The organism is Paraburkholderia lebeckiae (assembly GCF_014201005.1).
GTDB classification, from domain to species: Bacteria; Pseudomonadota; Gammaproteobacteria; order Burkholderiales; family Burkholderiaceae; genus Paraburkholderia; species Paraburkholderia tuberum.
Genome location: NZ_JACHDK010000001.1, coordinates 359956 through 374591 on the forward strand (window position 1 = coordinate 359956; position 14636 = coordinate 374591).

Annotated in this window: 13 protein-coding genes; 12 read left to right on the forward strand and 1 reads right to left on the reverse strand. The window is 64.2% G+C overall.

What is annotated here, in order from left to right:
- Window positions 1–18: 18 nt before the first annotated feature.
- The 5 genes from HDG39_RS01625 to HDG39_RS01645 all read left to right on the forward strand — a co-directional run bounded on the left by HDG39_RS01625 (window position 19) and on the right by HDG39_RS01645 (window position 5116).
- Window positions 19–822, forward strand: a complete 804-nt coding sequence (locus tag HDG39_RS01625; protein WP_184002684.1) for an SPOR domain-containing protein — start codon at window positions 19–21, stop codon at window positions 820–822.
- Between the two features lie 176 nt (window positions 823–998).
- On the forward strand, window positions 999–1637 hold the full coding sequence (locus HDG39_RS01630; RefSeq protein ID WP_184002686.1) for a thiol:disulfide interchange protein DsbA/DsbL: 639 nt from the start codon (window positions 999–1001) through the stop codon (window positions 1635–1637).
- A 15-nt stretch (window positions 1638–1652) separates the two neighbouring features.
- Window positions 1653–2426 carry an SDR family oxidoreductase gene (locus HDG39_RS01635; protein ID WP_184002688.1) on the forward strand — a complete coding sequence of 258 codons (774 nt, stop codon included), beginning with the start codon at window positions 1653–1655 and terminating at the stop codon, window positions 2424–2426.
- A 3-nt stretch (window positions 2427–2429) separates the two neighbouring features.
- Complete coding sequence (locus HDG39_RS01640) at window positions 2430–3248, forward strand: helical backbone metal receptor (protein ID WP_184002690.1); 819 nt, start codon at window positions 2430–2432, stop codon at window positions 3246–3248.
- A gap of 281 nt (window positions 3249–3529) precedes the next feature.
- Window positions 3530–5116: an ABC transporter substrate-binding protein gene (locus HDG39_RS01645; RefSeq protein WP_184002692.1), complete on the forward strand. Its 1587-nt coding sequence runs from the start codon at window positions 3530–3532 to the stop codon at window positions 5114–5116.
- 362 nt (window positions 5117–5478) lie between these two features.
- Here HDG39_RS01645 and HDG39_RS01650 read toward each other — a convergent pair whose 3' ends face one another.
- Window positions 5479–6552, reverse strand: coding sequence for an MBL fold metallo-hydrolase (locus HDG39_RS01650; RefSeq protein ID WP_184002694.1), 1074 nt, complete (start codon window positions 6550–6552; stop codon window positions 5479–5481).
- 158 nt (window positions 6553–6710) lie between these two features.
- On the opposite strand from HDG39_RS01650, the gene HDG39_RS01655 reads away from it, so the two are divergent.
- The 7 genes from HDG39_RS01655 to HDG39_RS01685 all read left to right on the forward strand — a co-directional run bounded on the left by HDG39_RS01655 (window position 6711) and on the right by HDG39_RS01685 (window position 14510).
- On the forward strand, window positions 6711–7115 hold the full coding sequence (locus HDG39_RS01655; RefSeq protein WP_184002696.1) for a MerR family transcriptional regulator: 405 nt from the start codon (window positions 6711–6713) through the stop codon (window positions 7113–7115).
- 39 nt (window positions 7116–7154) lie between these two features.
- Window positions 7155–8972 (forward strand): bifunctional isocitrate dehydrogenase kinase/phosphatase, encoded by a 1818-nt coding sequence (gene aceK / locus HDG39_RS01660; protein WP_184002698.1) that lies wholly within the window; start codon window positions 7155–7157, stop codon window positions 8970–8972.
- Between the two features lie 70 nt (window positions 8973–9042).
- Window positions 9043–10251: an acetyl-CoA C-acetyltransferase gene (locus tag HDG39_RS01665; RefSeq protein ID WP_184002700.1), complete on the forward strand. Its 1209-nt coding sequence runs from the start codon at window positions 9043–9045 to the stop codon at window positions 10249–10251.
- A gap of 28 nt (window positions 10252–10279) precedes the next feature.
- Complete coding sequence (locus HDG39_RS01670) at window positions 10280–10957, forward strand: SDR family oxidoreductase (RefSeq protein WP_184002702.1); 678 nt, start codon at window positions 10280–10282, stop codon at window positions 10955–10957.
- Window positions 10958–10990: 33 nt separating this feature from the next.
- Entirely contained in the window at window positions 10991–12121 is a 1131-nt protein-coding gene (locus HDG39_RS01675) for an acyl-CoA dehydrogenase family protein (protein WP_184002704.1), read from the forward strand.
- 7 nt (window positions 12122–12128) lie between these two features.
- Window positions 12129–12584 (forward strand): YchJ family protein, encoded by a 456-nt coding sequence (locus tag HDG39_RS01680; protein WP_184002706.1) that lies wholly within the window; start codon window positions 12129–12131, stop codon window positions 12582–12584.
- Between the two features lie 618 nt (window positions 12585–13202).
- A complete protein-coding gene (locus tag HDG39_RS01685; RefSeq protein ID WP_184002708.1) occupies window positions 13203–14510 on the forward strand; it encodes a dienelactone hydrolase family protein in 1308 nt (435 codons plus the stop codon).
- Window positions 14511–14636: the final 126 nt, after the last annotated feature.

Below are 14636 nucleotides of genomic sequence, written 5' to 3' on the forward strand. Positions count from 1 at the left end.
TTGCAGGTGATTCGTACGATGGCAAAACCACGCCGCACAACAAAGCAATCGAAGCAAACCGGGGGCACTTTTCTCGGCATCGTGCTGGGCCTGATCGTCGGCCTGGCGATCGCGGTAGTGGTGGCGCTGTATATCACCCGTGCACCTACGCCGTTCGTGTCAAAGGTCGCGCCGCCAGCGGCGACCGACAACGGTGCGAGCCAGGCGCAATACGATCCGAACCGTCCGCTGCAAGGCAAGACGCCGGGCCAGCCGGTGCCGCAGGCCGCGCAACCGGCTCCGCCGAACACCGCGCCAGGCCAGACCAACGCCCAGACCCAGTCGGGCATGCTCGAAGAACCGCAGATCGTCGAAGTGCCGCCGTCGACTGGCAACGCGAATAACAACGGCACGGCGGTCGCGCCGAATCCCGCGCAAGAGAACGGCACCGGCGGCATCGTCGCGCCGGCGCCGGCGAAGAAGCCGCAGACGTCGAGCGCGCCCGCCGCCACCGCGGCAGGCTCCGCGCCTAAGAGCCCGAACGCGACCACGGCCGCCAACGCCAAGCCGGGCTCGGCTGCCGCTGCGGCACCGGGCGAGGCGAACACCGGCTATTTCCTGCAGGTCGGCGCGTACAAGACCGCCGCCGATGCCGAACAGCAGCGCGCGCGCCTCGCGTTCCAAGGCTTCGAATCGAAGGTCACGCAGCGCGATGCCGGCGGCGTCACGTACTACCGCGTGCGCATCGGGCCGTTCTCGAAGTTCGAGGACATGAATTCGAGCCGTCAGCGTCTGTCGGACGCGGGTGTCGATACCGCGGTGATCCGCTTCACCAAACAATAAATAAACGGTAATGCCGGCTCGCACGGTGCGTCGAACTATCCGCGCGGCGCGCGGGTCACAAGCACGATGGCCGCTTCGACCTGTATTGTGGCGGGCGGCCACACCGAATCCGACCAGCGGCGACGGGTCTTTCGCATGGCGTCGCCGCGCTACCGCCTTATCTGGGTCTACACAACATGAAAAAGCTGCTGAGCATCCTGTTTCTCTCGCTGGGCCTGATCGGGGCCAGCGCGCATGCGTCGCCGACCGCGCCGGTTGCCGGCAAGGACTACACCGTGCTGGCCTCGCCGCAACCGACCGACGTGCCGGCCGGCAAGATCGAAGTCACCGAATTCTTCTGGTACGGCTGCCCGCATTGCAATGAATTCGACCCGTTCCTCGAAGCCTGGATCAAGAAGCAGGGCCCGGACGTCGTGTTCCGCCGCGTGCCGGTCGCCTTCCGCGACGACTTCATCCCGCACTCGAAGATGTACCACGCGCTCGACGCGCTCGGCGTCGCGAACGAACTGACGCCGAAGGTATTCAACGAAATCCATGTCAACAAGAACTATCTGCTGACGCCGGAAGACCAGAGCAAATACCTCGCGAAGCTCGGCGTCGATCCGAAGAAGTACATGGAAGCGTACAACTCGTTCTCGACGCAAAGCGCGCTGCAGAAGGACAAGAAGCTGCTCGACGACTACAAGATCGATGGCGTGCCGACGCTCGCCGTGCAGGGCAAGTATGAAACCGGCCCGGCCGCGACCGGCACCCTGCCGGGCACGGTCCAGGTGCTCGACTACCTCGTCTCGCAAGTCCGCGCCAAGAAGATGTAATCACGAGGCGCCGGTATGACCTCTCCGCTGAAGGTTTTCATTACCGGCGCTTCGAGCGGCATCGGCCTCGCGCTCGCCGGCGAATACGCACGGCGCGGCGCGATTCTCGGCCTCGTCGCCCGCCGCGGCGACGCGCTCGCCGCGTTCCAGCGGTCCCATCCCCAGAACACCGTCTCGATCTATGCGCTCGACGTGCGCGACGCGGAAGCGCTCGCCGATGCGGCCGCGCGCTTCATCGCCGCGCATGGCCTGCCGGACGTCGTGATCGCCAACGCCGGGATCAGCCGTGGCGCGCTGACGGGTCACGCCGATCTGCGCACGTTCCGCGAGGTGATGGACATCAATTACTTCGGCATGGTCGCGACGTTCGAGCCATATGCCGCCGCGATGGCCGCATCGAAGCGCGGCACGCTGGTCGGCATTGCGAGCCTCGCGGGCGTGCGCGGCTTGCCCGGTTCGGGCGCGTACAGCGCATCGAAATCGGCGGCCCTGAAGTATCTCGAGGCGTTGCGCGTCGAGATGCGGCCGTTCGGCGTCGGGGTCGTCACGATCGCGCCCGGCTATATCCGCACGCCGATGACCGAGCACAATCCGTACAACATGCCGTTCCTGATGGACGCCGACCGTTTCGCGGCGAAGGTCGCGCGGGCGATCGAACGGCAGACGTCGTTCGCGGTGTTTCCGTGGCAGATGCGCGTTGCCGCGATGCTGCTGCATGTGCTGCCGCGCTGGCTCTACGACCGCGTGTTCGAACGCGCGCCGCGCAAGCCGCGCGCCGCCACCGAGTAAGCCATGCAGTCCCGTGCGGTCGATGCAGCCGGCGTCGCGCACGAATCCGCGGGCACCGACGCGCGCATCGTGTCGCTGGTGCCGAGCCTCACCGAAACGCTGTTCGCGCTCGGCCTCGAGCGGCAGATCGTCGGGCGCACCGGCTTTTGCGTGCATCCGCGCGACAAGGTCCGGGCGGTGCCGAAGGTCGGCGGCACGAAGGCCGTCAAACTGGACGCGATCCGCGCGCTGCGCCCCACCCATCTGATCGTCAATGTCGACGAGAACGAACGCGACACCGTCGAGCAACTGCGCGCGTTCGTGCCGCACATCGTCGTCACCCATCCGCAGACGCCGCGCGACAACCTCGCGCTGTTCGCGCTGTTCGGCGCGATCTTCGGACGTGAAGAAGAAGCGCGGCGCCTGAGCAACTCGCTCGAAGCGCGTCTGCGAGAAGCCGCCGCTCACGCCTTCGCCGCGCAGAGCGTGCTGTACCTGATCTGGCGCGAACCGTGGATGAGCGTCGCACGCGACACGTACATTGCCGCGATGCTGCGCCTCGTGAACTGGCATACGCTGCCCGACGTGCGCGGCGGCAGCGCGGGCGCCGCGCGCTACCCCACGCTCGACTTCGACGACGCGCCGTGGCTCGCGCAGGTCGAGCGCGTGCTGCTGTCGAGCGAGCCGTACCGCTTCACGGCCGCGCATCGCGATGCGCTCGCGCGCGATCCGCGCCTCGCCGGCAAGCGCATCGATCTGATCGACGGGGAAATGACGTCGTGGTACGGCGTGCGCGCAATAAGTGGCATCGGCTACCTGCTGCATCAGGCCGCCGCGGCCTGAGGCGGCAGCACGGCCGCGCCGCCCCCATATGGATATGTCGATTAAATTGTTGTCGCCAAAATCGCCCTTCGATAAGCTTTCGCGAAGGCGCGCCGCCGGCCAGGCCTCGAAGGCCGGCCCCCGGGCCTCAGGCCGGGATCGCCCGACCTGTACGACGGCGCCGGGAACGTATCACAATCGTGGCGACGCGCGCGCCGGGACCGCTGACCTGCCCGCTCACGCATCGCCGCCATAAACACAACCAGACGCACTGCCTGACTGCGCTCGTTACCGGAGATCCTATGCGCTTCAAACTGCTCGCAGCCGCCATCCTGCTCACCGCGCCCGCGCTCGTGCTCGCCAAACCGTTGACCGTCTGTACCGAATCGAGCCCCGACGGCTTCGACGTCGTGCAGTTCAATTCGCTCGTCACGACGAATGCATCGGCCGACGTGATCTTCAACTCGCTGGTGTCGTTCGACGAAGCCGCGAAGAAGGTCGTGCCCGCGCTCGCCGACAAGTGGGAAGTGAGCCCCGACGGCCTGACGTACACGTTCCATCTGCGCCCCAACGTGCAGTTCCAAACCACCGACTACTTCAAGCCCACCCGCGCGCTGAATGCCGACGACGTGATCTTCACGTTCGACCGCATGCTCAACGACAGCAATCCGTGGCACAAGGTGGCGGGCGCGAGCGGCTTCCCGCATGCGCAATCGATGGGGCTGCCGAAGCTGATCAAGTCGATTACCAAGGTCGACGACAACACGGTCAAGTTCGAGCTGAACGAGCCGAACGCGACGTTCGTGTCGATCCTGACGATGGGCTTCGCGTCGATCTATTCGTCCGAGTACGCGGACCAGTTGCTGAAGGCCGGCAAGCAGGTCGATCTGAATGCGAAGCCGATCGGCACCGGCCCGTTCGTGCTGAAGAGCTATACGAAAGACGCGGTGATCCGCTACGACGTGAACCCAACCTACTGGGGGACGAAGCCGAAGATCGAGCGCCTGATCTACGCGATCACGCCCGACGCGACCGTGCGCGCGCAGAAGGTGAAGGCTGGCGAATGCGAGATCGCGCTGTCGCCGAAGCCGCAGGATCTCGCCGACGCGAAGAACGACAAGTCGCTCGCGATCGTGCAGACGCCCGCGTTCATGACGGCCTTCGTCGCGCTGAACACGCAGCAGAAGCCGCTTGAAAACCAGAAGGTGCGCGCCGCGCTGAACATGGCGTTCGACCGCACGACATATCTGAAGACCGTGTTCGACAACACCGCGACGCCGGCCGTGAACCCGTTTCCGCCGAATACGTGGAGCTACAACCACTCGATCAAGGGCTGGCCGTACGACCCGGCGAAGGCGAAGAAGCTGCTCGCCGACGCGGGCTATCCGAACGGTTTTGAAACGACGATCTGGGTGCGTCCGAATGGCAGCGTGCTCAATCCCAATCCGAAGGCCGGTGCCGAACTCCTGCAGGCCGACTTCGCGAAGATCGGCGTGAAGGCGGACGTAAAGGTGATCGAATGGGGCGAGCTGATCAAGCAGGCGAAGCAGGGTCAGCATGACACGCTGTTCATGGGCTGGGCCGGCGACAACGGCGATCCGGACAACTATCTGTCGCCGCTCTTCAGTTGCAACGCGGTTAAGTCGGGCATCAACTTCGCGCGCTTCTGTAATCAGGATCTCGACAAGCTGATCGCCGACGGCAAGGCCACGGCCGATATCGCCAAGCGCACAAAAGCGTACGAAGCCGCGCAGCAGATCATCCATGACGAAGCGCTGTGGATTCCGCTCGGCTATCCGACCGCTGCCGCAATCACGCGCACGAACGTGAGCGGGTATCACGTGAGTCCGTTTGGGCGGCAGAATTTCGGGGCGGTGGTGGTGCAGTGATTTTGCACTGCGGTTAGCGCAGGCGGCCCTGCAAGAAAGCCCGGTTTTTGAACCGGGCTTTTTTTATTCAACGCGCGAATTGGCTGACTGAACCTGACACTGCGTAACCTTTTTTCGACGTGATCTCGGGCCTTCGCCCCCCAGACCGATTCCTAATGTAATTTTCCTCAGGCAAGAAGCTGATAGTTGCTTGCAAAGTGAACTCAACAACCGGCGAGCCCAGCAACTACGCGACGCTGCCTCTGACTTGCCGTTGAAGTAGTTCGCGCGAAAGGACGCCTGGCATCGTTGCGCCGCTCAGTGCCTCCGCGTAGCGCGGACCTATTCGTCCTCGCTTCTACGCCCGCAGCCAACGGCCGAGATCACACCGCCGCAAACCGAATCACCCCATCCGCATCCTGCGTCCGCTTCAAATCCCCCGCCCGCCACAGCAGATGCAAATGCGCGAGCGCCTCACCCATCGCGAATGTCATCTGATGGATATCGAGCTGGCGCTTGAACATCAAGGGCACGATATCGGCGGCGCTGCGCGGCTTTTCCGCGCATGCTTCGCGCACTTCGGCGAGCCGCGCGTCGTGATGCTCGCGCAGTTGCTGAATGCGCGTGCGCGCGCCGCGAAACGGCTTGCCATGCGACGGCAGCACGAGCGTGTCTTCAGGCATCGTTTCGTAGCGGCCGAGCGACTCCAGATACAGTTCGAGCGGCGAACCCTCGGGCTCGATATCGAACACCGACACGTTGGTCGAAATCCGCGGCAGCACCATATCGCCGGAAATCAGCGTGCCGGTTTCCGCGCAGTGCAGCGCACAGTGTTCCGGCGAGTGGCCGAAGCCCGTCACCACGCGCCACGTCCTACCGCCAATCCTCACGTCCTCGGCTTCGCGCAAACGACGGTATTGGCCCGGAATCGCCGGCACGAGGCTCGCGTAGTAGCTATTGCGATTGCGCAGTTTCTCGAGCGATTCGGCGTCGGTCAGACCGTGCCGCGCGAAGTGCCGCGCCGCGGCCTCGCCACCCGCGTTAGAGCCATCGCCGGTTGCCATCACGCGCGCCTGCATGTATTCGCCGAGCGTCATCCACAGCCGCGCGTCCCAACGCTTTTTATCACCGCCGCCGCACACCCAGTGCGCGAGGCCGATGTGATCCGGATGGCAATGCGTGACGATCACGCGCAGCACCGGCAGGCCGTCGAGCACCGATTCGAACACGCTCTCCCAATTCGCCTTGATCGTGTCCGACGTGATGCCGCAATCGACCACGGTCCAGCCTGGCTGGCCCTCGATTTCATCGCGCAGCACCCACAGGTTGATATGGTCGAGCGCGAATGGCAGCGGCATGCGCAGCCAAAGCACGCCGGGCGCGACTTCCATCGTGCGGCCCGCGTCGGGGATCGTGTCGTTGAAGGGGTATTCGAGCTGGTGTTCGAGTGCATTCATGGGGACTGTGTTCCTCCGACGACCCTCCGGCATGGCGAGGTGTGCGATGCCGGTCGGCCGGGTTGTGGTTGCTTTCCGCTCAGGTTGACGATAACGTAAACGTCGATTCTATCGTCCAATCCGGTTTTGTGCCGGCCAAGCGGCTACGAGATGTTCCGATGAATACGCAATACACGATCACCGAGCTCGCGCGCGAATTCGACGTCACGCCACGCGCGATCCGTTTCTACGAAGATCAGGGTTTACTCGCACCGAGTCGCGAGGGTTCGAGCGGCTTGCGGCGCGTCTATTCGGGCCGCGACCGCACGCGTCTGAAGCTCACCTTGCGCGGCAAACGGCTCGGCTTCACGCTGTCGGAGATCCGTGACCTGCTCGACGTCTACGAATCGCCGACCGATACCGTATCGCAGTTGCACGCGTTCCTCGCGACGGTCGCGCGTCATCGCGAAGTGCTCGAACGTCAGCGCGAAGATCTCGACGCGACGCTCGAAGATCTCGCGCAGTACGAAGCGCAGGCGCGCGCGCTGCTCGATGGCGCGAGGCACGACGCGAAGCCTGCCTGAAGCGGCCTGACTCTGACCGGCGTTTGCGGAGCGCGCGTGATGAATCACTTCCCCAAGCTGTTATCGTCGCAAATCGGTTTCGACGTCGCACAGACGATGCTCGAAGGGTTCGACCGTCACTACCGGATCTTTCGCGACGCGGCGATCCACGCGAAGACGCTGTTCGAAGCCGGCGACTGGCACGGCCTGCAAAGGCTCGCGCGAGACCGCATCACGTCGTACGACGATCGCGTGCAGGAATGCGTGCAGTTACTCGAAGACGAGTACGACGCGGAGAACATCGACAGCGAAGTGTGGCAGCAGATCAAGCTGCACTACATCGGCCTCCTGACCACGCACCGTCAGCCGGAATGCGCGGAAACCTTCTTTAATTCGGTTTCCTGCAAGATTCTGCACCGCTCGTACTTCAACAACGATTTCATTTTCGTGCGCCCGGCGATCTCGACCGAATACATCGAGAACGACGAACCGGCCGCGAAGCCGACCTACCGCGCGTATTACCCCGGTACTGATGGACTTGGCGCAACGCTCGAACGGGTCGTCACGAACTTCCAGCTCGATCCGCCGTTCGAGGATCTGACGCGCGACGTCGCCTGCGTGATGCAGTCGATTCGCGAAGCGTTCGGCGTGTTCGACGAAGCGCCGAACTTCCAGATTCACGTGTTGTCGTCGCTGTTTTATCGCAACAAGGCTGCATATATCGTCGGGCGCATCATCAACGGCGAAGCGCTGCTGCCGTTCGCGGTGCCGCTGCGTCACGTGAAACCGGGCCTGCTCGCGCTCGACACCGTGCTGCTCACGCGCGAGCAGTTGCTGATCATCTTCAGCTTCTCGCACTCGTATTTTCTGGTCGACATGGAAGTGCCGTCCGCGTATGTCGAGTTTCTGCGCACGATCATGCCGGGCAAGCCGAAGGCGGAAATCTATACGTCGGTGGGTCTGCAGAAGCAGGGCAAGAATCTGTTCTATCGCGATCTGCTGCATCACCTGAAGCATTCGAGTGACCGCTTCATCGTCGCGCCCGGCATCAAGGGGCTCGTGATGCTGGTGTTCACGTTGCCGTCGTTCCCCTATGTGTTCAAGCTGATCAAGGACAACTTTCCGCCGCCGAAGGAAACCACGCGCGCGCAGATCCAGCAGAAGTATCTGCTCGTCAAACGTCATGACCGGCTCGGCCGGATGGCCGACACGCTCGAATATTCGAGCGTCGCGCTGCCGCTCGCGCGGCTCGACGAAACGCTGTTGCGCGAACTCGAAAAGGAAGTGCCGTCGCTGATCGAGTACGACGGCGACAACCTCGTGATTCGCCATCTGTACATCGAGCGACGCATGGTGCCGCTCAATCTGTTCCTGCAGAACGGCAACGACGACGACGTCGAGCACGGCATCAAGGAATACGGCAACGCGGTGAAGGAACTGATCCAGGCGAACATCTTCCCCGGCGACTTGCTGTACAAGAACTTCGGTGTCACGCGACATGGCCGCGTCGTGTTCTACGACTACGACGAGATCGAATACCTGACCGACTGCACCGTGCGTGCGGTGCCGGCGCCGCGCAACGAGGAAGACGAAATGTCGAACGAGCCGTGGTACGCGGTCGGTCCGCACGATATTTTCCCGGAGACTTACGGCACGTTCCTGCTCGGCGATCCACGTGTGCGGCGCTCGTTCATGCGGCATCACGCGGATTTCTTCGAGCCCGAGCTGTGGCAGCGATACAAAGATTTTCTGTTGAAGGGCGAGCTGCCCGATTTTTTCCCGTACGACCCGAGCGTGCGCTTTTGCGTGCGCTATCCGGAGCGGTTCGCCGAAGCAACCGATGCGCAGGCGAACGAGCCAGACGTGCGCGTGGCTTGATGAATCCCACGAGGGTTCGCAGCAGGCAACGCGCGGCGGTAGCCATCCAAGCTATGAAAGGAGCTGAACCATGAGTGACGCAAATCAAAGTGGTATTCACGCCGATCCGATCGTGATCGTCAGCGCGGCGCGCACGCCGATGGCCGGCTTTCAGGGCGACTTCGCGTCGCTGAGCGCGCCACAACTCGGCGCGGTCGCGATCAAGGCGGCAGTAGAACGAGCGGGGCTGAAGCCCGAGCAGATCGACGAAGCGGTGATGGGTTGCGTGCTGCCCGCCGGCCTCGGCCAGGCGCCCGCGCGCCAGGCCGCGCTCGGCGCGGGTCTGCCGCTCGCCACCGGCTGCACGACGGTCAACAAGATGTGCGGCTCCGGCATGCGCGCGGCGATGTTCGCGCACGACATGCTGGCCGCGGGCTCGCTCGACGTCATCGTCGCGGGCGGCATGGAGAGCATGACGAACGCGCCGTATCTGCTGCCGAAAGCGCGCGGCGGCATGCGCATGGGCCACGGCCAGGTGCTCGACCACATGTTCTACGACGGCCTCGAAGACGCCTACGACAAAGGCCGTCTGATGGGCGCATTCGCCGAGGAATGCGCGGCGTCGTTCGACTTCACGCGCGAGGCGCAGGATGCGTTCGCGGTCGAATCGCTGAACCGCGCGAAGCGCGCGAACGAGGACGGCTCGTTCGACTGGGAAATCGCGCCGGTCACCGTAGCGGCCCGCAACGGCGACGTCACGATCGCGCGCGACGAGCAGCCGTTCAGGGCCAATCTCGACAAGATCCCTACGTTGAAACCCGCGTTCAGCAAGACCGGCACCGTGACGGCGGCGAACTCGTCGTCGATCTCGGACGGCGCGGCCGCGCTCGTGATGATGCGCGAGTCGACCGCGAAACGGCTCGGCGTGGCGCCGCTCGCGCGCGTCGTCGGTCATTCGACGTTCGCGCAGGCGCCCGCGAAGTTCACCACCGCGCCGGTCGGCGCGATCCGCAAGCTGCTCGGGAAGAACGGCTGGCGCGCCGGCGACGTCGATCTGTACGAGATCAACGAAGCGTTCGCGGTCGTCACGATGGCCGCGATGAAAGAGCACGATTTACCGCACAACAAGGTCAACGTGAACGGCGGCGCGTGCGCGTTAGGCCATCCGATCGGCGCCTCGGGCGCGCGCATTCTCGTCACGCTGATCGGCGCGCTGAGGAATCGCGGTCTGAAGCGCGGTGTCGCGACGCTGTGTATCGGCGGCGGCGAGGCGACCGCGATGGGCGTCGAACTGATCTGACGCAGCCACCAAAACTTCGAGGAATACGATGAAAACAGTGTTGATCGTCGGTGCATCGCGAGGCATCGGCCAGGAATTCGTCCGGCAGTACAGAAGGAGCGGCTGGCGCGTGCTCGCGACCGCGCGCGACGGCGCCGCGCTCGACGCGCTCAGCGAACTCGGCGCCGAAACCTTCGCGCTCGACGTCACCGCGCCCGAAGACATCGCGGCGCTCGGCTGGAAGCTCGACGGCGAACGGCTCGATGCAGCGATCCTGGTGTCGGGCGTGTACGGTCCGCGCACCGAAGGCATCGAAACGATCACCGCCGAGGACTTCGATCACGTGATGCACACGAACGTGCGCGGTCCGATGCAGCTGCTGCCAATCCTGCTGCCGCTCGTCGAGGAAACGGACGGCGTGCTCGCGGTGATTTCGAGTCGCATGGGCAGCATCGCCGATGCAAGCGGAACGACCGGCTGGCTATATCGCGCGAGCAAGGCTGCGTTGAACGACGTGCTGAAGCTCGCGTCTCTCGACGCGCAGCGCGCAACCTGCGTGTCGCTGCATCCGGGCTGGGTGCGCACCGACATGGGCGGCGCGCAGGCCGCGCTCGATCCGGCGCACAGCGTCGCCGGCATGCGCGAGGTGCTGGCGCAGGCGGCGGCATCGCGCGACGCGTTCCACGGCCGCTTCTTTCAGCACGACGGCACGCAGCTCGAGTGGTAGACAACTACGTTGCATGGGACCGGAGACACGCTCATGGTGCTTGATCAGGATCACCTGATGGTGCGCGACGCGCTGCGCACCTTCGTGCGCGAAGCGATCACGCCGTACGCGGCGCAATGGGACCGCGAGCGCAGCTTTCCGCGCGACGTGCACCGGCAGCTCGCCGAGCTCGGTGTTTACGGCGTGCTGGTGCCCGAAGCATATGGCGGCGCCGGCATGGACGCGCTCGCGCTCGCGTTGATCCTCGAAGAAATCGCGGCCGGCGACGGCGGCACGTCGACCGCGATCTCGGTGAACAACTGCCCCGTGTGCAGCATCCTGCTCGCTTATGGCAACGACGCGCAGAAGCGCGACTGGCTCACGCCGCTCGCGCGCGGCGAGATGCTCGGCGCGTTCTGTCTGACCGAGCCGCAAGCGGGCTCGGATGCGTCGGCGCTGCGCACCACCGCGACACGCGACGGCGACGCGTACGTGCTGAACGGCGTCAAACAGTTCATCACGAGCGGCAAGAACGGCGACGTCGCGATCGTGATGGCCGTCACCGACAAGGCCGCCGGCAAGCGCGGCATCAGCGCGTTCGTCGTGCCCACCGGCACGCCGGGCTACGTGGTCGCGCGCGTCGAAGACAAGCTCGGCCAGCATTCGTCGGATACCGCGCAGATCGTGTTCGAGGATTGCCGCGTGCCGGCCGCGAACCTGATCGGCGCGGAAGGCGAAGGCTACCGGATCGCGCTGTCGGGTCTCGAAGGCGGGCGCATCGGCATCGCTGCGCAAAGCGTCGGCATGGCACGCGCCGCGTTCGCGGCGGCGCTGACTTACGCAAAAGAACGCGAGAGCTTCGGCGCGCCGCTGTTTTCGCACCAGGCGGTGCAGTTCCGTCTTGCCGACATGGCGACCCAACTCGAAGCCGCGCGTCAATTGATCTGGCATGCGGCGTCGCTGAAGGACGCGGGCCAGCCGTGTCTGACCGAAGCCGCGATGGCAAAACTGTTCGCCTCCGAAGCGGCCGAGCGCATCTGCTCGGCCGCCTTGCAAATTCACGGCGGCTACGGTTATCTGAGTGACTTCCCGGTCGAGCGGATTTACCGCGACGTGCGCGTGTGCCAGATCTACGAAGGCACGAGCGACATCCAGAAGATCCTGATCGCTCGCGCGCTCAACTGAAATTTCAATGAACAAGCCATTGTTGTCACTGCAAAGACCTGTCGACTGTCCGTGCGGCGGTGTGGCGCCCGACGCACGCGGGGGCACCGCGACCAAAGCCCCGCGTTTCGCGCAATGCTGCGGCCGCTATATCGACGGCGGCGAAGCGGCGCCGCGCGCGCTCGAACTGATGCGCTCGCGCTATAGCGCGTATGTGCTCGGTGCAACCGACTACCTGCGCGCGACGTGGGACCCCAGCACCTGCCCCGCCTATCTCGACGTCGATCCCACCGCGCCCGACGCGCCCCGTTGGCTCGGACTGCAGATCAAAAGCTTCGCCGAAAGCGATGCCAATCACGCGAGGGTCGAATTCATCGCCCGCTACAAAGTGGGGGGACGTGCTTATCGGTTGCATGAATCGAGTCGATTCGTGCGCGGCGATGATGGCCGCTGGCGTTATGTCGATGGCGACGTCAATGAGTAAATGAAGAGCACGAGACGATTAAGTAATCGCTGCATTACGCGCCGAAGCTTTCTCGTGCCTTTCACTCGCTCTCGACAAACTTTATAAAGGCCTTTGCGTAGGCCTTTTTTCGTTCCTTTCACGCGGGCTTCTTCGTTGGCCTCGCACCACAGCGCTTACACGACCTTTACTCGCCACTTCCCGCCACATGTCCCCGGCCCTTCCCCGGCAAGGCTTTGAAGCCTCGTTCGCACATGCAGCAATTTTTTCGTCACGGGTTCTCCTTGATTGCACAAAACAAAATTGTCGTGCCAGGATGAGTCCGTAGTTTCATGACGTCACATTGCGAGAGCGGGTCATACCGGCTCCGCAACATGCAAAGGAAAGCTGACCGGCCGCTGATCGAACGCGAGCCGCGCGGACTCCGGCAGCATCAAGTGACGTTCATCCTCGGCGCGTGGGGTCGCGTCGGCCGTTGGGTTCATCCCGTGTGATCTCGATTTGCGTGCGTGTGCTTCCCGCAACGTTCGCGAGTGAGTCTGTTTGTGTCGAAATCGCGAACGAAAGCTGAATGTCAGCAGCGTTTTGCGCAACCGGACAGCACGGAGTTCAGGACAGGTCTTTAAAGCAGGTGCGTCAATGGTGTTGAGCAAAGTTCTGACGAAGTGTGCGGCGATCTGCGCCGCGGCCACGTGTGCTGTCACGATCGCGCACGCCGATCCGCTCGCCTACTCGTCCCATTCCGCACATAACGCGACGCCGTCGAGCGACACCCAGGGACCGCTGTCGCGCGCCCGCGTGCCGCGCCTCGCGCTGGACGACGACGTCTACCTGCCCACCGCTCACCTGAACGAAAAGATCATCCGCGTGCCGGTCGACGCCGCCGGCACGGTCACGCTTGAAACCACGATCTACAAGCCGGACGGCCCCGGCCCGTTCCCGATGATCGTCTTCAACCACGGCAAGATTCCGGGCGACCCGCGCACGCAGGAACGCAGCGACCCGCTGGCGTTCGCGCGCGAATTCGTACGCCGCGGCTACGTGGTCGTCGCGCCGAACCGCCAGGGCTTCGGTCACTCGGACGGCGTGTACGAGCAGGACGGCTGCGACGTCGAGCGCAACGGCCTTGGCCAGGCCGGCGACGTCGCAGCGACGATCGATTACATGTCGAAGCAACCTTATGTCGACGCGACGCACATCGCGGTGGCCGGCACCTCGCATGGCGGTCTTGCGACGATCGCATACGGCACCGAAGCGGCGCCTGGCGTGCGTGCGCTGATCAATTTCTCGGGCGGCCTGCGCCAGGACGCCTGCGAAGACTGGCAAGGCAATCTGACGCGCGCATTCGGCGCGTACGGCGAGAAGACCGCGGTGCCGTCGCTGTGGCTCTATGGCGATAACGATTCGGTGTGGAACGCGCCACTCGTCGCGGGCATGTACGCCGCGTACCAAGCACACGGCGCGAGCGTGAAGATGATCGACTTCGGCCACTACAAGAACGACGCGCATCGGCTGGTCGGCGACCGCGACGGCGTGCACGTATGGTGGCCGGCCGTCGAAGCGTTCCTCGCGCGCGCCGGTATGCCGACTGCCGTGCAGTATCACGTCGCCGATCCGGCCGCGCCGAAGGCAACCGGATTCGCCGCGCTCGACGCGGTCGACTCGGTGCCGTACCTCGACAACGAGGGCCGCAATGGCTATCGCAACTTCCTGCATCAGTATCCGAGCCGCGCGTTCGCGGTGTCGGATTCGGGCGCGTGGTCGTGGGCCGAGGGCGGCGACAATCCGATGTCGGTGGCGGTGACGAATTGCCAGAAGCAGAGCTCCGATCCGTGCCGGTTGTATGCGGTCGATAATGCGGTCGTGTGGGGCAATCAGAACTCGCAGACGGCGGATGCAAGCGATGCCGATGCCAACGGCCGGAAAGCGATTGCGAGCCGGGAGTGAAGTACGAATAGAGGCGTGAATCGCGCCTGATTCTGATGTGCCGCAAGCCCGCCGTATCGGCGGGCTTTTTCTTGTGCGCTCCGTTCCCCCGCAAAAAACACCTCGTCACCCCCACATTCTGGCCAG